22 protein-coding genes are annotated in these 20,101 nt (G+C 49.2%); 6 read left to right on the top strand and 16 right to left on the bottom strand.

Annotated features, from left to right (window positions below; translation table 11 throughout):
* Position 1: 1 nt before the first annotated feature.
* Both J7438_RS05365 and J7438_RS05360 read right to left on the bottom strand, forming a co-directional pair.
* Complete coding sequence (locus J7438_RS05365; RefSeq protein ID WP_209275725.1) at positions 2–640, bottom strand: ZrgA family zinc uptake protein; 639 nt, start codon at positions 638–640, stop codon at positions 2–4.
* A gap of 47 nt (positions 641–687) precedes the next feature.
* Positions 688–1,068, bottom strand: coding sequence for a hypothetical protein (locus J7438_RS05360; protein WP_209275724.1), 381 nt, complete (start codon positions 1,066–1,068; stop codon positions 688–690).
* Positions 1,069–1,364: 296 nt separating this feature from the next.
* Between J7438_RS05360 and J7438_RS05355 the strand changes: the two genes are divergently transcribed.
* On the top strand, positions 1,365–2,723 hold the full coding sequence (locus J7438_RS05355; RefSeq protein ID WP_209275723.1) for an MATH domain-containing protein: 1,359 nt from the start codon (positions 1,365–1,367) through the stop codon (positions 2,721–2,723).
* A gap of 72 nt (positions 2,724–2,795) precedes the next feature.
* Here J7438_RS05355 and J7438_RS05350 read toward each other — a convergent pair whose 3' ends face one another.
* Both J7438_RS05350 and J7438_RS05345 read right to left on the bottom strand, forming a co-directional pair.
* Positions 2,796–3,608, bottom strand: a complete 813-nt coding sequence (locus J7438_RS05350; RefSeq protein WP_209275722.1) for a crotonase/enoyl-CoA hydratase family protein — start codon at positions 3,606–3,608, stop codon at positions 2,796–2,798.
* Between the two features lie 105 nt (positions 3,609–3,713).
* Positions 3,714–4,094: a hypothetical protein gene (locus J7438_RS05345; RefSeq protein WP_209275721.1), complete on the bottom strand. Its 381-nt coding sequence runs from the start codon at positions 4,092–4,094 to the stop codon at positions 3,714–3,716.
* A 243-nt stretch (positions 4,095–4,337) separates the two neighbouring features.
* Here J7438_RS05345 and J7438_RS05340 point away from each other — a divergent pair, with 243 nt between their 5' ends.
* A complete protein-coding gene (locus J7438_RS05340) occupies positions 4,338–5,033 on the top strand; it encodes a class I SAM-dependent DNA methyltransferase (RefSeq protein WP_209275786.1) in 696 nt (231 codons plus the stop codon).
* 119 nt (positions 5,034–5,152) lie between these two features.
* Here J7438_RS05340 and J7438_RS05335 read toward each other — a convergent pair whose 3' ends face one another.
* On the bottom strand, positions 5,153–6,253 hold the full coding sequence (locus tag J7438_RS05335; RefSeq protein WP_209275720.1) for a hypothetical protein: 1,101 nt from the start codon (positions 6,251–6,253) through the stop codon (positions 5,153–5,155).
* 266 nt (positions 6,254–6,519) lie between these two features.
* Positions 6,520–7,581: a hypothetical protein gene (locus J7438_RS05330; protein ID WP_209275719.1), complete on the bottom strand. Its 1,062-nt coding sequence runs from the start codon at positions 7,579–7,581 to the stop codon at positions 6,520–6,522.
* A gap of 602 nt (positions 7,582–8,183) precedes the next feature.
* Here J7438_RS05330 and J7438_RS05325 point away from each other — a divergent pair.
* Complete coding sequence (locus J7438_RS05325; protein WP_209275718.1) at positions 8,184–8,639, top strand: SAM-dependent methyltransferase; 456 nt, start codon at positions 8,184–8,186, stop codon at positions 8,637–8,639.
* Between the two features lie 152 nt (positions 8,640–8,791).
* On the opposite strand, the gene J7438_RS05320 is transcribed toward J7438_RS05325, so the two are convergent.
* Positions 8,792–9,160, bottom strand: coding sequence for a helix-turn-helix domain-containing protein (locus tag J7438_RS05320; RefSeq protein WP_209275717.1), 369 nt, complete (start codon positions 9,158–9,160; stop codon positions 8,792–8,794).
* A gap of 32 nt (positions 9,161–9,192) precedes the next feature.
* Positions 9,193–9,435, bottom strand: coding sequence for a type II toxin-antitoxin system RelE family toxin (locus tag J7438_RS05315; RefSeq protein ID WP_209275716.1), 243 nt, complete (start codon positions 9,433–9,435; stop codon positions 9,193–9,195).
* A 249-nt stretch (positions 9,436–9,684) separates the two neighbouring features.
* Here J7438_RS05315 and J7438_RS05310 point away from each other — a divergent pair, with 249 nt between their 5' ends.
* The 3 genes from J7438_RS05310 (at position 9,685) to fdxA (ending at position 12,989) form a co-directional block, all read left to right on the top strand.
* Entirely contained in the window at positions 9,685–9,828 is a 144-nt protein-coding gene (locus J7438_RS05310; RefSeq protein WP_209200084.1) for a hypothetical protein, read from the top strand.
* A gap of 13 nt (positions 9,829–9,841) precedes the next feature.
* Complete coding sequence (gene mutS / locus J7438_RS05305; protein ID WP_209275715.1) at positions 9,842–12,424, top strand: DNA mismatch repair protein MutS; 2,583 nt, start codon at positions 9,842–9,844, stop codon at positions 12,422–12,424.
* A gap of 241 nt (positions 12,425–12,665) precedes the next feature.
* A complete protein-coding gene (gene fdxA / locus J7438_RS05300; RefSeq protein WP_101747078.1) occupies positions 12,666–12,989 on the top strand; it encodes a ferredoxin FdxA in 324 nt (107 codons plus the stop codon).
* A gap of 69 nt (positions 12,990–13,058) precedes the next feature.
* On the opposite strand, the gene rpoS is transcribed toward fdxA, so the two are convergent.
* The 8 genes from rpoS to ispD all read right to left on the bottom strand — a co-directional run bounded on the left by rpoS (position 13,059) and on the right by ispD (position 20,051).
* Positions 13,059–14,090: an RNA polymerase sigma factor RpoS gene (rpoS, locus tag J7438_RS05295; RefSeq protein WP_286196419.1), complete on the bottom strand. Its 1,032-nt coding sequence runs from the start codon at positions 14,088–14,090 to the stop codon at positions 13,059–13,061.
* Between the two features lie 102 nt (positions 14,091–14,192).
* The gene (locus J7438_RS05290) at positions 14,193–14,843 is read right to left on the bottom strand and encodes a peptidoglycan DD-metalloendopeptidase family protein (RefSeq protein ID WP_209275714.1); all 651 of its coding nucleotides are present in this window, start codon (positions 14,841–14,843) and stop codon (positions 14,193–14,195) included.
* 269 nt (positions 14,844–15,112) lie between these two features.
* On the bottom strand, positions 15,113–16,042 hold the full coding sequence (locus J7438_RS05285; protein WP_209200080.1) for a polyprenyl-phosphate transporter: 930 nt from the start codon (positions 16,040–16,042) through the stop codon (positions 15,113–15,115).
* Positions 16,043–16,151: 109 nt separating this feature from the next.
* The gene (locus tag J7438_RS05280; protein ID WP_209275713.1) at positions 16,152–16,820 is read right to left on the bottom strand and encodes a protein-L-isoaspartate(D-aspartate) O-methyltransferase; all 669 of its coding nucleotides are present in this window, start codon (positions 16,818–16,820) and stop codon (positions 16,152–16,154) included.
* Entirely contained in the window at positions 16,817–17,566 is a 750-nt protein-coding gene (gene surE, locus J7438_RS05275) for a 5'/3'-nucleotidase SurE (protein WP_209275712.1), read from the bottom strand. The genes J7438_RS05280 and surE overlap by 4 nt, the downstream gene beginning before the upstream one ends.
* A gap of 79 nt (positions 17,567–17,645) precedes the next feature.
* Positions 17,646–18,710 carry a tRNA pseudouridine(13) synthase TruD gene (gene truD / locus J7438_RS05270; RefSeq protein ID WP_209275711.1) on the bottom strand — a complete coding sequence of 355 codons (1,065 nt, stop codon included), beginning with the start codon at positions 18,708–18,710 and terminating at the stop codon, positions 17,646–17,648.
* 127 nt (positions 18,711–18,837) lie between these two features.
* Entirely contained in the window at positions 18,838–19,317 is a 480-nt protein-coding gene (gene ispF / locus J7438_RS05265) for a 2-C-methyl-D-erythritol 2,4-cyclodiphosphate synthase (protein WP_209275710.1), read from the bottom strand.
* Positions 19,317–20,051, bottom strand: a complete 735-nt coding sequence (gene ispD, locus J7438_RS05260) for a 2-C-methyl-D-erythritol 4-phosphate cytidylyltransferase (protein WP_209200076.1) — start codon at positions 20,049–20,051, stop codon at positions 19,317–19,319. The genes ispF and ispD overlap by 1 nt, the downstream gene beginning before the upstream one ends.
* Positions 20,052–20,101 lie beyond the last annotated feature (50 nt).

Genomic DNA, 20,101 nt, shown 5'->3' with positions numbered 1-20,101 from the left:
ATCAGAAGCGCACCTCTGGTCGCTCACGGCTCATCTGACCGGCTATCTGGCCAGAATCGGTAAAGCCCTGAACCTTCAACTGTTCACTGTTTGCAAACCGCTGAAACAATCGGGTAGAGATGCTGTTGAGCCCGGTAATATTGGCACACTCATAAACATAAGTAGCGGCAATATCCATATGCGCTGACTCATGGTGACCATCGCCATGGTGGTCCTCGTGCCCATGACTGTGATGGTGGTCATCTGCATGGTGGTCATCATGTCCATGTTTGTCATGGTGGGAATCATAGTGTCCATCTGCATCCCCATAATGGTCTTCTCCATGCTCACCATTGGCCGAAACCGATGCCGTTTTCAACCTGCAAGACGCCGCTGGTGTAAAAGACCATAAATCGTCTTTTTCCAGTTCTTGCAGGGCATCTTTAAGTTGCCTGCGCTGAGCGTCCGAATGGATGGATTCAAAGCCAAGAATATCGAACCCCGGCGTTTCCAGTTCAATATGAACCTGACGACCTTCAATGGCAAAGTTCAAATGACCGGCTCCATGTACATGGGCACCGGCATGACGATGCCCATCAGCGGAAACACCTGCTGATATCAGGGCACAGGCAACAGCGGCCACTTTTGCAACACAACGCATACACAATTCCTGAAAGAAAGAAAAAATAAGTGATGAACCATTAAACTTCAGACCTGGTAAGCAGGTGGTGCGCGCGTATGTCTTTTGGTTGGCGTGGAAGAATGGATTGATAAGCGATAGGGACGGTCGTTAAGTACCGCAGCAAACCGCACCTTTACTTTGCACCAATGAACGGGTGAAGCGGCTTGAGACACCAGCATACAGGCCGATGAATGTGGGTGCTCATTGTGCTGGTGATCACTGGCATCATCGACCATCGAAATAACTGGATGCTGCCAGAATATTTCAGATTGCTGATTTTCCTCCAAAGCCGTATGAACGTGACTCAGTGTGTAGTGCACCACCAGCAGATAGACAACCACCATAAGAGCAGACAGCAATTGTTTGCTGTCTTTTCCACGGGCTGTCCGGCAAAGGCTGATGATCATCTTCTGCGATTCCTTTCGGTATTGCCCTCACCCTGTTCCGGAGGGATCAGCACCCAATCTCAAAATGCAAATCGTTATAACATAACGTACATCAAATCACCAAAATATAATGCCAGAGTACTGTAATTGGTCAGGCATCAGGATCGCAGCAGCATCCGGTCATTTTGCCCGGTGAACCAAATATCTGATTTGTTGTCAATAAGTCCCAATGACGGAGGGCGTATGCCCTGACGGTCATTTTACAGATTTATTCTTTTCAAGGTTTTTTTAATGCCTGACCAGAGGAGTTGGTGTATATGTTTTTTTATCCTGCCCATTCCACTCCCGTTGACTCTGGCAAGGTTGAGCCACCGCCGCTCAATACTGAGGGCAAAGATAAAGCCCCTGCTCACCGGTCATCCGAAGAAAAAACTTCAATATTATTCCGAACCACCAGTGGTGCCTGCTTCAGGTGCAGGCCAGCTGACGCTGATCTGTTGCCACAGCTGTATTGCTTCCCGTGTTCAAATTTAACCAGTAAGTCACTCAAGACGCGAGACTCAACTAAAATTTATGATCCTTCCCATGTTATTGAAAGCGCACCCTTCCCGCCGGAGAGCGCTCAGGGTGATCAGCATTGCGGGGTCATAGACCTGGCCAGGCAGTCGCCATCTACGGCACCTGACCAAGACGACAGTGATGTCTTGCCCCTGCCCGCTGACATTCGATGTGCCAGAAAATTTTGTCCTGACATTAATCAGTTTGCACAGTGCCAGGTGTTGACTGAGTTGTCGAAAAGCCTGGAGGTTGCCTGTGCCAGAGGTGTCATGCTGAATAATTTGCAGGGCGCTGAAGATTCTCCTCCGGGCATCGAATGCGGCCAGTGGCTGTCTCTGCATGAACTGCCTGCCCATTACCATAATGATGGTGAACATCCCGCCCGGACGTTGGCATCTGTTTTCAATAAGCCCGGGGTCAACCCGCTGATACTGCCTGAGCCAACCACTGCAACCAGCGAGACTGAAGGAGCATCAGCAGGGGTACTGGCAACTCCGACCATAGCCTATGCCCAGTACGAAGCCATGGTTAAACAGTTTGGGGAGGTACTCAATGGCTTTGCCGGGCTAAGGCGTGCCTGTCAAAACCAGGCCGATAGCATCGATGAACTGTGCAGAGCCATTGTTAGCCAGCAATCACAAATACAAAAGCTTGAGCTGGAACTACAAATCCACAAAGCAACCACCGGCAACGGCGTTTTACTCTGGAAGATACCCGGTTTCAAAAATGAGCTGGATAAGATCAGGAGTGGTGATAGTCAACAACTCATCAGTCCCTTGTTTCATTCAATTAAAGGACATGCATTGTATGCACGAATTTATCTTACTGGTGATAGCGCAGATCAGGATCGGGATATCGGTCTGTCCATAGGGCTTATGCCATCGCTTTATGATCCGATTCAGACTCAGCAATTCTCCGGATCTATTTTATTTGAAATCCTTGGCAGGAGGGGTGGGGTGATACACAGTGATGTCATTTTTATTGCCGAAAACGTCATCAAGCATCCGAACCCGGAAGATAATCCAAAGACTTTTGTCAATTGTATTTCTATAAGCCAGAAAAAGATGATGGACGAATGCCTGGTAGACGACGACCTCTTTATCAGATGCAGGCTTTAGCAATAAAATCCCCATGACCGGCAAAGCTGGTCATGGGGATTTGTAGCAAAGATTATATAGGCCGGTTGCCTGTCAAAATGAGCGCCGGTCAATAAACGGCAGAGGATCGTCTGTTTTACTCAGACCATTTTTCATGGCAATGCGCTGATTTTTACGCCCCAGCAGGCGTGCCTGAACCCAACGCTCCCAGCGCAGGGCTTTCCAGGTGTCGGCCTTCCAGGTTTTTCTGAACAGGTATTTGGCTGCGGCAACGGCATCCGGCGATTGCCTGCAAATCGTTTGGGCAAGCTGTTCTGCTGCCGCCATCGGGTCATCAGCCAACCGGCTGACCAAACCGAACCCGTGCCCCTCCCGGGCAGTGAATTTACGCCCGGTCATGGTCAGCTCCTGGGCAATATCAATACGGGTCAGCCGGGAGAGTGTAACCATACCACTCATATCAGGAATCAGGCCCCACTTCATCTCCATAATGGCAAGGCTGGCATCCGCCCTGGCAATACGATAATCCGTGGCCAGGATAATCTGCATCCCACCACCAAAGCAGTTACCGTGAATAACGGAGATAACCGGGACCGGCAGGTCTCGCCAGCAATGGGCTATCTCCTGGGCAATATTCTGTTTGGTCCACGGCAATTTAAGAAAGACTTTTGCCACTATGCCCGGGTCTTTGTTGACGGCCTGAAAATCCAGTCCTGAGCAAAAAGACGAGCCATTTCCGGAGAGAATGACACAGCGAATCGAGCGATCCTTCCGGATTTTTTTTGCGGTGGCAATCATGTCACGAAACATGGCCATATCCAGGCCGTTATGCTTCTCAGGACGGTTCATGGTGACGTAGGCAATGTGATCTTTCACTGCAAAGAGCACACGGGGTTGATCAGACATGGGAACCTCAACAGCAGCCGGTAATTATTATTATCGGAGTGAATCATTCCATAAATCGGCTGCTGCCGCAAAATCACATGATCCGCCGATCAGACATGAAACCTGTCAGTGGTCACAGAATAGCCCGGGAATGGGTGCCTGGGTAATGTTGTATTTTCCCTCAAGATCACGATAGACAATAGCACTCCAGATCGTGCCATTTTCCAACTGGAACTCCAGCGCGTAATTCACCCCATTAACAATCTGAGAGTGCACCGCCAGCATTTTTTTCAGTTTGGCCGACTTCTCCATTCCCTTGAACACCAGCTTGACCGCCTTCAGAACCTCTGGAGTTACTTCAGATTTTGTCCAGCCACCGGGCAGGTTGTCTTTGGCCTGACAGATGGCTTCAGCAGTTTTATTATCGACCACCGGCTTGTCATACGGTGGTTCACATCCCATAAGCAGGATTGCTGCATACAGCGCACAGATCATTTTTACTTTCATTGGCAACACCCCATATTGACCATGACTGAAACAGTTTACTGCACAAATAGCGATAATGTGTTGTCCTTTATCACCGCTGGAAACCGGATTACCGATGAAACAGAAGCCGATGAAGGTGATGAACAGTGGTAATCGGAAAATGATTTGTTGTAGTATGCGCCACCAGTTTTTTCCGGGTAACAGCGCTTGATTACTGCCTCTTCAAATGCCTTGTATACAGATCTTTCCTGCTATTACGACTTAATGTGTGCCGACATTAACTACCAGGTCCAGAGTGACTATGTGCATCGGCTGCATCAGCTATTTGGTAATAAAGGCACAAAGCATCTGGACCTTGCCTGTGGCACAGGCCCACATGTCCGTCACTTTATTGATATGGGTTATCAGAGTTGCGGGCTGGATATCAATCAGCCCATGCTGGATATTGCCGAACTTCGTTGCCCGGAAGCCGATTTTGTCTTACAGGATATGTGTGACTTTGTGGCCAGGCAGCCTGTGGATCTGATTACCTGCTTTCTCTATTCCATTCATTACAGCGATGGCATTGAAAGACTAAGGTCGTGTATTGCCAGTGCCCATGCAGCACTGAATAAGGGCGGCCTGTTTTGCTTTAATGCCGTTGACAAGACCAAGATCAGTAACAGCTCAGTGGTGAGCCACACGGCTTATTCTGACAACAGCCATTTCGTCTTCAGTTCCGGCTGGAATTATTGTGGCACCGGGGATAAACAGTCACTGAAATTGAGTATTGAAAAGAATACGGTAGAAAAGCGGCAGTTCTGGCAGGATGAGCACCCTATGGTCGCCATCCGCTTTAACGAGCTTGAAAGTTTATTGTGCCCTCTCTTTGAGGTTTACACGTTTGAGCATGACTATGAAAAAATAATCCCGCTGTCAGCAAACGCAGGCAACGCTATTTTTGCCTGCGTAAAAATCTGAAGGTTTGCTGCATCAGGCTCGCCCCTTGCCACCACAACCTTCGATCGAGATCAGGCATTGATGATAACGATGACACAGCTGCCGGTCATCCTAATACCAGTTAAACGTTTCCGGGCTGCCTATGGTCGCCCTGTTTTCTCCGTTTCTTTCATTGTGTACAGTTTAGATAAGGTAACTGCCTCTCTAATTTTTGTTATGCCACACAGCTGCGTGACACACTCTTTTAGCTGCTCATTTTGAAGCACAATGTTGATTATTTTTTTGAGTGACCTGAACTCCTTGAAGCTGGGGTCAGCATTTTTCAACCGATAATGGGCTTTTTCAAAGGCCACGATCATTTCAACTTTTCGTTCAGGAGAAAACCGTGGATCTTCCGCTGGCCTTTTGATGTTTATGCGACCATGAGCAGGCAGAGGTGGTGAAGCGTCCTGATTAACCTGTAATTTCAGCAGATTTGATGCCTTTCTTTGCATGTGACTCGTGATCTTGGCATCGTAAACCCTGCCCAGCTCTTCTGTCACTTTCTTAACTTCAGCTTTGCTGGTTTTCTGTAAGGACTGGATAAATATATCCCGGTTTTCGCGGAAAACTTTGCAGATAAAATTATAGTGATAATAACTCAGCGCCTCCAGACTTATATTCTCGCATATAATAGCATTTCCGAATTTGGTTTTTGATTTAGCCGGAATAGCGTCCAGGAATTCATGAAATATAAAACCTTCTGGTGGCATACACTGTCGGAGAAATTTTTTTTCTGAAGAATCAAAGATGCTCTGAAGCTTTTCGTCTTTAAACGCACATATAAACCGTTCCTGGCAACGTTGCTTAATATCTTGTGCTATGGAATAGTCGATTGATGAACCTCCATCGGACTGCAGATATTCATTTAAATGTGAATAAAATTTTCTGGCATTCTCTCTGATGAGTTCTTGAAACAGGCTATTGAGTTTCTTAGTGAGGAAGTCTTCAACAATTATTTTTATGTCCCTGGACGCTTCCGTGATGCCATGGGGAGGATTCATATACTTCTGTGCTGTGCACTGGATTGCATAGTCACTGAGTGCGAGTGACTTACCCTGCAGGCTGCCCGCTATCCAGGCTGGAAGAGGCGGAGTGACAACGGAAACAACACGGCTTAGCAAACTTGCTGTCCAGGAACCTAACCGGGCACCAGACACCAAAACCTGGCCCATATTCAGACTGATGGAGGTATCGTACATTACCACACAGCCTTTGACCCTGGCTGATGTCGACGAGCCTTTAGGCCCGGATGGTTTTTTCCCTGCTTTTTTGGTGCGCGCCCCTGAACCAGCGTTCTGTTGTCTTTGTGGGGGTCTACTTCTTTGTATACTGTTTATCGGTACCACCTGTGTGCATTTTGCGACAGCAAATTGTCTCTGTTATTGTTGAAATAATTCTTTAACTATGGCCGCAACAAAACATCAACAGAACCTGACCTTTTTTCATTAACAAGACCTCATCCGAATCAATTTGGCATATCGCGCGCGATCACATCAGCCGGAGGCTTGGGAATGTTACCAGCAGCATCAGGATTTAAGTTCGGGTATTGGCTCAGTACTTGATTGATCCTGGCCCCCAATACGCCTATCTGTTTTTGTTCTGACGCGCTATATTTCAAAATTTCAGAATACTCCCTGGCTAATGGGCCCTGCTCGACGTAAAAACAGGGCCTTTCAGGAAAGCTCCAGAGAATGCGGTTAAATTCGTCATATTCTTTATCAGTTAACACCGGTTTGACTGCCTTCAGCAGTCGTACCTGAGAAAACATTAAATATCCCCGGTCCATATCAAGGTTGCGGACAAAACTTGTTAACTCCACACCAGCCCTGTAAAAATCACGCTCATCATATTCACGGGGGGCATCACCCGGATTGTCGAGGCGAGACAACATAACGGCATCCACAAAACCTTTCAACTTTCCCGCCAGATAATTAGCCTTATCCCTGTAGACGGCCATGCACTTATTATATTGCTGCTGTGATTGCTGCTTGTATGCTGCGGCCTCCGCCGGCAGGTGAGGCTTAAGCTCCGATAGACTTTTATTATATTTAGCTATCTGATCCTGATGAACCTTAATTTCTTGAATGTCCCTCTGTAGCTCATGCCTCAACCCTTCCCGTACAGCCTCTATAGACGCTTTCGTTATAGGCTTCAGACTGCTGTACGCAAAATAAAACCCCACAATAGCGACTACAGCTCCAGCAACTGCACCGCAGGCTAATGGGTTTTCCTTGATGGCTGATTCCATCACTTCAATCACACGATCAGACAGACCTGTACCTGGTCTGACTCTGTCAGGAACCCTCCCCAGATGCTCTGCCAATTTAGCAAAAGCAACAGCTCCGGCAGCAGCAGAAACCCCGATGCCGAATGCGGTAGGGCCAAATTTTATTGTAGTTCCATCCAGAGGGTCATAACGGAGATAAGCTTCCCTGGCATATCTAAACAAACCACCCTCAGAAACACTGCCTGATGAGAGTTCAGGCTGTATCAACTGACCTGGATTCATCGCATTACTAACGAACATAACCAAACTCCTGTATGCTGAATTGAGTTAAGTAGTTCACCATTTGCTATCGCATAAATCGCTGACAACATAGCCATTTAAATAGAGTCGAGCATTTGTAGACGGAAATGCTGTTTTATTTTCACTCTACCCCTTGCTAAACAGGATTAATTACTGGTTAATCTATCGAAAATATTCGATTGCATTTGGTTAACTGCTTATGCTGGCTGTTTGAGCGCGTTACAGCCATTCAGAAAGGTTAGACCTCCATTCTCGTACTAAGTTCCAAACACAAATTATGGGAGTGAATATAAGCAGACGGAAAATTGAACTTTTTGCCTCCACGACAATCATTTAAATGTCGATCCTGCGATAACGTCACAAACACTATGTTAGAGGCAACAACACCCCAGGCAGGGAACGCTTCTCAGAACATACTCGATGATATAAGTGAGCATTGTACAAGTGGCTCCTCACAGCTCTTACAACCCATTGCAATCAATAACAGGAGCAACCGGTATATTGACAGCTCCGGGCCAGAAGAAAAGCACACTAAACCTTTCGCTGAGTATTCCATCCTCGCCCCGGAACCAGCACTTACCATCCCCAAACTGTCCCGTCGTTTGAACAGACTGGTCCAGCTGGCTTCTGATTTCAACATCATCTGGGATATCGGCTGTGACCACGGTAAAGCCGGAATGGCCCTGGCCATTAACAACGTATCCAGAGAAGTCCACTGTATTGATTGCTCCAAACACGTCATTGCCCGGCTTCAATCTCTTCAGCTGCCCACTAACCTGACGGCTACCTGCGTGGATGCAGCCACCGTTAAAATACACAACTGTAAAGATGAGCTGGTCATTCTTGCTGGCATGGGTTCCCATACCGCCAACAAAATCATTGATGGAATTCTTGCAGAAACAGGCGATTATCAAGCCAGCTTTCTGATCAGCATTCATCGAAACCATGATGATACAGTGGCACACCTTGCTGGCCGCTATGGATTTAATACGACGCAACACAGTGAGATAGAGGAAAAAAAGTACACTTACCGTTTTGACTTAATGTCCCCTCAATAAGCAGTTGGCCAATAAGCAGAAATACATTAACGATGGGTGTTCGGTGATAAGCAACGGCAGCAAAAAGAAGTCCATGGATCTTTACGGTGAGGCAAATTCAGACAATAAAAAAACCGGCGCTCTGGCCGGTGACTTTTGGCGCGTAAAATGGGTTAATCAATAATGTCATCAACGGTAAGATTCAGGGCTTGTGCAATTTTAGTAATTGTTTTCAAGGAACCCTGCTTCTTGCCACTCTCAATCTGGCTGATCATGGCTTCGGAAATACCGGTTTTTTCAGCGAGGGACTTTTGACTCATGCCTCTGTACTCTCGCCACACCTTCACAGTGTTTTCAGTCAACAACCTGTTCACTACTTCAGCAGGTATCAACTCTTCCTCACCCCGGCGTAACGCAGCCCGAAATTCATGAACAGCATCAGAATCCTCCAGGTCCTCCAGCTTCTCAAGCATTGCCTGATATTCGTCATAAGGCATAACCACAAAAGCCGGTTTCCCTTCATGCTTCAGTATATCGACCATCACCAAAACCTTTGGGGGCATTGCCCCCATGTTTAATGCTTGTAAATCTTGCCTCGCGGCGCAATTTTGATCACCTCAATGATCAGCCTGTCATGCTCAATCTCGTAAACAACGCGCCAGCCTCCAACCCGCAGCCTATAGCCTGCTTCACCCGTCAGCTTCTTTACATCACCGTCTGGAAGCTTGTTGATAGCCTTTTGAATCCTCAATCGGTCAAGCTCTGAAGCTTTCCTCAGAACTTTAACGGCCTGCTTTGAGAAAACCACCTTGAACATTGCATTATTCTACTGCACATTAACTTAAAGTAAATATAGAATTTACCCCAGGTTATTCAACAAAAAATCTTGCAAATTTGATATGCCGCCGATTTTGGCGAGGAATAAACTGGCACGCAACGGTATTGCATAACTGGTTCGGTCATACAAAACAATTTGTCAAACCAGTGATACTTTTGCCTGCTGGCAAACTATCCGCATGTTAACATTGCATTTATTACCGATCAGATGGGGCTCACGGACTATTCGATGCTGGTTAAACCCTATGGTTGCCAGATGAAAACAGAGAGCCGGAATGAGGTTATTCACATCTGGACCGCTCTGGAGTCCAACGGGCATTGCCTGGATAAAAATGCCCCGATGATGCCCCAGGAATCAACCAACACCACTTAAGCTATTGGATTAAATGGAAAATACCGACCTCTCCAACCACACTCCGATGATGCAGCAGTATCTGCGCATCAAACAGCAGCACAGGGATCACCTGGTGTTTTACCGGATGGGTGATTTCTACGAGCTGTTTTATGACGACGCCAAAAAGGCTGCACACCTGCTGGACATTACCCTGACCAAACGAGGGCAATCCGGTGGCGAACCTATCCCCATGGCGGGTATTCCATACCATGCGGTGGAGGGTTATCTGGCCAGGTTGATCCGGTTGCGTCAGTCTGTTGCCATTGCCGAGCAGATTGGTGATCCGGCCATCAGCAAAGGGCCGGTTGAGCGTAAGGTGGTTCGTATTCTGACCCCCGGTACCGTTAGTGATGAGGCTTTGCTGGATGAGCGTCAGGATAATCTGCTGATGGCGGTTAACCAGCGGGAAAACCGCTATGGGCTGGCATTTCTCGATATCAGCAGTGGCCGGTTCAATGTGCTTGAGGTGACCAGTGAAGAGGCACTGCTTTCTGAAGTTGAGCGCCTGAGCCCTGCCGAAGTATTACTGAATGATGACCGCAACTGGCCTGAGATATTACTGCGTCGCCCCGGTTCCAGCAAACGCCCCCCATGGGACTTTGACCATGAGAGTGCTGTTGAGCAATTAACCCGACAGTTCCAGACGCAAAGTCTTGATGGCTTTGGCTGCAGCCACTTAACACTGGCTATTGAGGCGGCTGGCTGTCTGCTGCAGTACGCCCGGGAAACACAGCGAACTGCCCTGCCCCATATTCGCGCCCTGGCACAGGAAAACCGCGAAGAGAGCGTGGTGCTGGATGCCGCCAGCCGGAGAAACCTGGAACTGACCACCAATATGAATGGCGGCCGGGAGCACACAGTGGCTGCAGTGCTGGATCGCACAGCCACGGCCATGGGCAGCCGCCTGCTCGGACGATGGATCAACCGGCCACTGCGCAATATTGACAAACTGCAGGCCCGTCAGTCAGCAATCACCGCCCTGAAAGATGGCTGCCATTTTGAGTCCCTTTATCCCATTCTCAAACATATTGGCGACATTGAACGTATTCTTGCCAGGGTTGCCCTGAAGTCTGCCCGACCACGGGATCTGGCGCGGTTAAGAGATGCCCTGCAGCAACTGCCAGAACTGCAGCAACAGCTGGCAACGATTGATAGTCAGACAGTACATCAACTGGCGAAAAGCATCAGTGAACACCCTGAACTCGAAGCATTATTAACCCGGGCCATCATTGAGAACCCACCTGTGGTGATCCGTGATGGTGGCGTGATCGGCGAAGGTTATGACGCCGAGTTGGATGAGCTGCGCTCCATCAGTGAGAATGCGGGTGACTATCTGATTCAAATGGAATTACGGGAGCGTGAGCGTACGGGCCTGCCCAGCCTGAAAGTCGGTTATAACCGGGTACACGGTTACTATATCGAATTGAGCCGCCGAGAATCCGAAGACGCCCCGGTAGACTATATTCGCCGCCAGACCCTGAAAAATACTGAACGCTTTATTACCCCGGAGCTGAAAGAGTTTGAAGACAAGGCGCTGTCCAGCAAAAGCCGTGCCCTGGCCCGGGAAAAAGCACTGTACGATGAGCTTCTGGACAAACTGGTGGCACAGCTGGGACCACTCCAGGAGTGCTCCATGGCCCTGTCAGAGCTGGATGTGCTCAGCAACCTGGCTGAACGGGCCGAGACACTGAACTTCCGCCGTCCTGAAATCCTGCAGAGCCCTGGTATTGACATTGTTGAAGGCCGCCATCCGGTTGTTGAGCAGGTTTTGGACGAACCGTTTGTGGCAAACAATGTCACCTTCAATGTTCAGCGTCGTATGCTGATTATCACCGGTCCCAATATGGGCGGTAAATCCACCTATATGCGACAGACGGCGTTGATTGTGCTGCTGGCTCATATTGGCAGCTTTGTACCGGCATCCCGTGCGCGTATTGGTCTGGTGGATCGGATTTTCACCCGCATTGGCTCTTCGGATGACCTGGCCAGTGGTCGTTCAACCTTTATGGTGGAAATGACGGAAACCGCCAATATTCTGCATAACGCCACCGAACAAAGTCTGGTGCTGATGGATGAAATCGGCCGTGGAACCAGCACCTTCGATGGGCTGTCCCTGGCCTGGGCCTGCGCTCAATATCTGGCGGATTCAGTAAGGGCATTCACCCTGTTTGCCACCCACTACTTTGAGTTGACCCAGCTGCCCGACGAGTGCAATACGGTAGTGAACGTGCATCTCAATGCGACCGAACATGACGATCGCATTGTCTTTCTTCATGCGGTTCAGGAAGGTCCTGCCAGCCAGAGCTATGGCCTGCAGGTGGCACAACTGGCCGGTGTACCCCGACATGTCATTAACCAGGCACGGCAGAAACTGGCCATGCTGGAGCAGCAGGAACCCGCTCCACAACCTGTTGCAAAACCATTGGGAAAGGCTATTTTCACACCTCAGGCTGATCTGTTTGCCAGCCCTGAGCCACACCCGGCGGTTGCAGCCCTGGATAAAACAGACGTGGATAACCTGACACCCCGCCAGGCCCTGGAGCTTCTTTATACGCTCAAGGGGCTGGGAAAATAATTTAATGGTGCTTATACCCTGACCGGTATAAGTTTATGGTAATCCCGGCTATCCAGCGGGTTTACAACTCTGGTAGACTTGCCCGACGTTTTTGTATTGCCTCAGGTTCTGTTAAGAGAACCTGACATAATGTTTCAGGTCACATTATGACATGCTTTCGTTAACTGAGTTGTTATCACGATTTTAACAGCAAAACCGGGCAGTACTTTTTTTTAGTCAGATCAAATGGAGTTTAACCACCATGGCTTTCGTAGTGGGTGAAAACTGCATCAAGTGCAAATACACCGATTGCGTGGAAGTCTGTCCTGTGGACTGCTTCTATGAAGGACCAAACTTCCTGGTTATTCACCCGGATGAATGTATTGACTGCGCTCTTTGTGAGCCAGAGTGTCCGGCAAACGCTATTTTCTCCGAAGATGAGGTTCCCGATGACCAGCAGGAGTTCATCGAACTGAACGCCGTGCTCGCGGATGTCTGGGATAACATTACCGAGAAGAAAGACCCTCTCCCTGATGCAGCAGAGTGGGATGGCGTGAAGGGCAAGCTGGACCAGCTGGAACGCTGAGTTCAATAGCAAAAAAGCCATGAGGGTTACTCATGGCTTTTTTATTAACGGAAATTCAATGTCAGGCCATCAGTTAAACAGGGACTCTCCTGACAACCCCTGCTTTTCAAGAATAGATCGAAGCCGTTTTAAAGCCTCTACCTGAATCTGTCTTACCCGTTCACGGGTCAGGCCAATCTCCTTACCGACTTCCTCAAGCGTGCTGGTTTCATACCCCCTGAGACCAAACCGGCGGGCCACCACCTCTCGCTGTTTTTCTGATAACTCACCTAACCAGCGGTCAAGACTGTCATTAAGATCCAGATCCTGTAACAGTTCGGCCGGGTCGGCACCTTTTTCATCAGAGATCGTATCCAGAATGGATTTATCAGAGTCAGGTCCCAGTGGTGTATCAACCGATGTCACTCGCTCATTAAGACCGAGCATCCGTTTTACATCAGCCACCGGCTTATCCAGCAACTCGGCAATTTCTTCCGGGCTGGGATCATGATCCAGCTTCTGGGTTAATTCCCTGGCAGCCCTGAGATAGACGTTCAGTTCTTTAACCACATGAATGGGCAGCCGTATGGTGCGGGTCTGATTCATGATCGCCCGCTCAATCGTCTGTCGTATCCACCAGGTCGCGTAGGTTGAAAAACGGAATCCACGTTCCGGATCAAATTTTTCAACCGCACGAATCAGACCAAGGTTACCCTCTTCAATCAGATCAAGCAGTGTCAGGCCACGGTTGACATAGCGCCTGGAGATTTTAACAACCAGCCGGAGATTACTTTCAATCATCCGACGTCTGCCCGCTTCTACCCCTTTTCGGGCAAGGCGGGCGTAGTGAACCTCTTCCTCAGGGGTGAGGAGAGGTGAAAAGCCAATCTCATTCAGGTACAGCTGGGTTGCATCGATGGATTTGTAAAATCCATCGTCTTCTTTTCGACGACCGGTACTCACCGGAGACACAGCCGCAGGCCGTGGCTTATCGATATCATCGTTCTCGCCAACCACTTCAATGAGGTCACCGGCATTTTCGTCCGGGCTCAATTCATCCTGTCCCTGGATTACATCGTCAGCATAACTGCTTAGCTCTGCGTCATCCCTCTTCGATGCCATAAGAGTTAGTCCTATCCGAAAGTCCCACTCTATGTCGGGCAACCTGAAGTTGCGCCGACACCCGTGAGATCCCTCTACTACAACAGCCACTGACCTTCGTTATCAGCGCCCTGGAAGGTACCCCATCGGGTCGACCGGTTTACCATCACGCCGAATTTCGAAGTGCAGCTTAGGCTCCGTCGTTCCTGTAGAACCTATTTCGGCTATCTTCTGGCCCGCTTTAACTGAGTCTCCCTCATTCACCAATAGATCCCTGTTGTGCGCATAGGCGCTCAGATAGCTACTATTATGTTTCAAAATGATCAGCCTGCCATAGCCGGACAGGTCGCTTCCTGCGTACACTACCTCACCACTGGCTGCTGCCTTTACAGGCTCTCCTAATTTGCCGCCAATATCAATCCCCTTGTTAACGGGCATTTTGAGCGAATAGGCGGAAATAATTTTTCCGTTCGCAGGCCATTGCCAGCCACTGCTGCCGGAAGCGGTACTTTTTGGCGTCGAACTCTTTGCTGTATATTTTTTAACCGGAGCGCGGCTTTTGGCAACTGTTTTCTTTGGCTGCCTGACTGGAGTTACCGACGGAGTGGCAACCCCGGACCGATGGATAGATAAGTCTATTTTCTGCCCCGGATAGATAGTATAAGGACTTCGAATGCTATTCTTTCGGGCCAACTCTCTGAAGTCTCTGCTATAGAGCCAGGCTATTGAATAAAGAGTTTCTCCTCTTTGGACAATATGCTGACCTGAAGTCACCTTCGGTGGTGACCTCAGGTCAGTGACCGTAACCCTGGCCGGATCATGGCTGCAACTTGCAGTTAGCAGGCAGGCTGTTAGAAAAAGTATTTTTATTGAGCAATCACTCAAATTAATCAGAGTGATTTTCATGAAATCCAACACTTTATCAACTCCACTACCCTGCATACCCACAAAAATCATATATTCAATAATCGAATATAGAATGTAACTTATGGTTTAAAATATTATACCAATGTTAGTATTTTCACCTATATTGGCACGATGATTTAGTGCTTTTTACTACCCATCCACTCAATCATCGCCACCAAAGCAATGGCAAAAATCATCAGCCCAATAGATTCAACCAGATAAGCAGGCTGCCCGGTAATTCCCTGATAATTCATCGGCGAAACATTCGCCTGAATCAGCGGGACCAACTCACCGGAACTGTTAATCCGTGTTTCCAGCGTCTCCTTCCATGGCCAGACTTTGCCCAGGGCTCCAAGCATCAGGCCGGTCAATAGTGAAATCGCCAGATCGCGGTGCTTGTTTAGCAGCCATGACAACACATGAGAAAAGCTGAGCAAACCGCCGATACAACCCAGGCCAAAAACGGTCAGCACACTGAAATCCAAACTTTTCACGGCATCAATGACCGGACCATACAGCCCCATCATCAGTAACATAAAGCTACCGGAAATACCTGGCAGAATCATCGCGCAGATTGCAATGCTACCGGCAAAAAACAGCGTCACGGGCTCTGGTTCAAGACTGGTCGGGGTTAATACACCTACAGCATAAGCAATCACAATACCAGCGATCAGGGTGATGATAGTCGCCACATTCCACTGATCAACCTGACGAATCATATGCAATCCGGACACCAGAATCAGACCAAAAAAGAATGCCCAGAGCATCTCCGGATACGTCGCCAGAAACCAGGTAATCACATGGGCAAAGGACAGAATACTGGTCAGCACACCACCAAACACACACACCAGAAATGTGCCGTCTATTCTCTGCCACACACCGGCAACCCCTTCCTCACCAAGTACCTTCAGTAACGATGGGTTAACACTTTTCAAGGCATTCAGCAGCCGGTCATAAATGCCGGTAATAAATGCGATGGTTCCACCGGATACGCCCGGCACAACATCGGCGGCCCCCATAGCCATTCCCCTGGCGATGAGGGCAAAGTAAGAAGAATGATTCGACATGTTCTGACCTTTGGAACAGAAGTTAAGTAAAATGCCATCAGCCATCCCTGACTGACTGCTTTTTGTGTGGGTACGTTGTAAAAAAAGGCAACGTCTTTTTTATCAGGTATCAGCGTATAACACCGGCCAGCAATGGTACAAACCGGACAGCTTCCAACACCTTGCGCTGATACTCATCACCGTTTCTGGTCACCAACACAAGATCCTGAAAGTTGTTTCCTCCAACCGGAATGACCAGCCTGCCACCTTCCGGAGACAGCTGGCTCAACAACGCTGCCGGAATTTCTCCCGGTGCCGCCGTGACGATAATCCCATCAAATGGACTTTCTTCCGGCCAGCCCATACCACCATCGGTATGACGAAGACGAACATTATTCATAGAGAGCCTGGAGAGTCTCTGCTGTGCCTTCTCCTGCAATGGCCTGATGCGTTCCACGGAGTAGACCTTAGCCACCAGCGAAGCAAGCACAGCCGTCTGATAACCGGATCCGGTGCCAATTTCCAGTACCTTGTTCAGTTCACCCCGGGCCAACAGTTCTTCTGTCATTTTGGCCACAATATATGGCTGGGACAGCGTCTGATTATGACCAATCGGCAGTGCTGTGTCTTCGTAAGCACGATGCGACAGCGCCTCATCGAGAAAAAGATGACGGGGAATGGTGCGAATGGCATCCAGAACCTTGCCGGACTGAATACCCTGATCCATCAGGCGCTGGATCAGCCGCTCTCTGGTGCGGCGTGACGTCATACCGATACCATCAATTTCAAGATCCCTCATACACAGGCTCCAAGCCAATCCTCCATCAGTGATAACGTTGCATGGCTGGTCTTATCGTATTGCAATGGGGTAATGGATACATAGCCAGAAGCCACTGCATGAAAATCAGTCCCTTCCTCAGCAACCAGGGGCTTACCAACACCGCCGATCCACCACACCGTATTGCCACGGGGATCGGTGATTTTTACCGGAGGCTTTGACGGGTGACGATGGCCGAGCCGGGTAATTTTCATTCCACGGATCTCTTCATAGTCACAGGCCGGGACATTGACGTTAAGTATCGTGCCTTCTGGCAGAACCTGATCCTCAAGGCGCAACATCAAATCGTGCAACACCCTGGCGCTCACTTCCAGGTGGTGATCCCCTTGACCACAGGATGAAATAGCGATTGCGGTTTTTGCCAGCATGCGTCCTTCCATAGCCGCAGCCACAGTCCCCGAGTAGAGCACATCATCGCCCAGGTTTGCGCAACTGTTAATACCGGAAACTACGCGTTCCGGAAGGCGGCCAAACAGCCCACTGACGGCGAGGTTGACACAATCTGCCGGTGTCCCGTTCACGCTGAAGAACCCATTGTCGTGCTCTTTCATACGCAGCGGCCGGTCCAGAGTGAGGGAATGGCCCTTGCCAGAACAATCATTATCTGGAGCCACTACCCAGCACTGACCGTGGGATTTCATGGTGGCAAACGAAAGGGCCAATCCCCTGGCGGTAACGCCATCATCATTGGATAGCAATATGGTCATAGTCCCTCAATCCTGAATTAATCCAAACTTTTCTTAAGCCCACTGTCGTGAACTGCATGACTCATTTCACGACCATGCTTCATGGTTCTTTTTCATAACAATTAAACAACTCCCTGAGCACAGAAGTCGCAAAACAGCCCTTTGGCAACCGGAAGCGCAATACCAGTGAACTTCCTTCCGGACTGTTTTCCCACACCCAGGTGAACTGCTGAGGTATCAGGCGGTTAACTCTGCGCTCCTGTAGCAAACCGGCCCTCTCAAGTCCATCACAAAACTGAGGATATCCGACAGTGACCGACTGTTCAAAAGTCAACACCTGGTCGGTCACTTTCGATGCCCCCCTGCCCCACAGCGGCGAAGTCGGACTCAGCTCACCATTCCCCAGGCGGGTCATCATGGCTTCGTCCGGCGCTGCAAAAATCAGGCTATTACTATCTGGAAATCCTAATGCATCTCCACAAAGATACTGGTTCCAGACCCCGGCAATAACCTTTTGCGACAGAACCCGGTTAAACAGCCAGGATCGGGCTGCAGACAGATAGACCGATCGTTTATTACGCTGAACCCTGAATTTTCCAGCCAGCATATCGACGGCTTTGTCAATATTACGCCCCTCATGACCAAAGCGCTGTTCACCGAAGTAATTAGGCACCCCTTCACGAGATATCTGCTCTAACCGGGCATTAACCAGTGCAGGATCAGCATCAACACTCCGCAATGTGATACAGAAGTCATTTGCCTTCAGGGCACCGGTTTTCAGTTTTTTCCGGTGGCGAGCCTGTCGAATGATCCGTATGGTATCACTCTCCAGCCCACTCCAGTCGGGATCAGCCATACCAGGCAGGGAAACACAAAACCATTGACGTGTAGTTCCATGGCGATCTTTTCTCCCGGCATAACTTACCGACTGTCTTCTGACTCCTGCATGTCTCGCCAGAAGCCTTGCAACCCAGTCGGTATTCTCACCTTTTTTTTCAATCAGCAGAAAAAGGTGTTCACCTTCACCTTCCGGCTCAAAAGGCAACAGCTCATCAACCAGAAAATCTTCATGACAGGACTTGAAAAGACAACCACCTAAAGGACCACCAAAGGCATAATACCAATCAACGGAGTAATCGGCAGGCATCGGTACATCTGCATCCATGATGCGCACTCAACAAAGCAAAAATTAACAATAAACAATACCGCGTTTGACGCAGTTTTTGAAAGGGAATACCGAAAAATAACCATGGGTGGTGGGCCTCCTTGTCCAGAAGACTCCACCCTTTGAATCATGATCCCAAATCTGTCAACAGAACAACGGCGTGAACTGCGATACCCTCTTTTCTACCGGTATAGCCCAGCTTTTCAGTGGTGGTCGCTTTGACATTCACCAGAGATGGGTCAATCCCCATGTCTTCGCTGATATTCTGCCGCATCTGATCAATGTGCGGTGCCATTTTAGGAGACTGGGCAATGATGGTACTGTCCATATTGACGGGAACCAGGTTGTGCTGCTCAAGCAGGGCAATAACATGACGCAGTAACTTGCGACTATCAATGCCAGCATAGCGTTCATCAGTATCCGGAAAATGCTTGCCAATATCACCCAGACCTGCCGCTCCCAGAAGTGCGTCGCAAAGGGCATGAAGCAGCACATCGCCATCAGAGTGCGCCACCAGCCCATGGGTGTGAGGGATTTTCACTCCGCCCAGAACAATATAATCACCTTCACCAAAGCGGTGAACATCAAACCCATGACCAATACGCATCAAGTGACCTCAATAAGTTTCGACTGCTGTTCTATATATAGAGTGGCCAGAGCCAGATCAGTTCCCCGGGTCACCTTAATATTATCGGCATGTCCTTCCACCATCACGGGCTGTTTGCCAGCGTATTCAATGGCACTGGCTTCATCCGTTACCGGCATCTTATCCGCTATCGCTTTTGCCATTGCATCGTGCAGCATTTCGAGACGGAACATCTGCGGTGTCATGGCATGCCAGAGTCCCTGACGGTCTACTGTTTCAGATACAACATCATTGCCCCCGGCCCGCTTGATGGTATCGGTAACCGGGCAACCCAGCAGACCTCCCACAGGGTGGTTATGGAGCTGATTAACCAGCCACTCCATATCAGAACGGCGAATGCAGGGGCGGGCCACATCATGAACCAGTACCCAGTCATCAGGGGAACCTATATCCAATAGCACTTTCAAACCATTAAGTACCGAGTGGTAACGCTCATCCCCCCCCTGGGCCAGGAGAATTCTTGGGTTGCGGAGTAATTCAATGGATTGGTGATACTCATCATTATGATCAAGCACCACCACGATCTTTTCCAGACCGGGAAAATCCAGCAACCGCTCCAGAGTATGCACCACCAGGGGCTTGCCCTTGATTTCAAGATACTGCTTGGGAATATCGATATTCATTCGGCGGCCAACGCCTGCTGCCGGAACAACCGCCCAGTACCGAACCGTATTCATGGTTTCTACGCTACTCACTCTGATACCCTTAATTTGAACATCCAGAAGCCCGCTCAGAAACGGCTCCT

The organism is Thalassotalea sp. G20_0 (assembly GCF_017744175.1).
In the GTDB taxonomy this organism is placed as follows: Bacteria; Pseudomonadota; Gammaproteobacteria; order Pseudomonadales; family Endozoicomonadaceae; genus Endozoicomonas.
The sequence above is the reverse complement of the archived record's forward strand: the minus strand, read 5'-3'. Positions and strand labels throughout refer to the sequence as shown.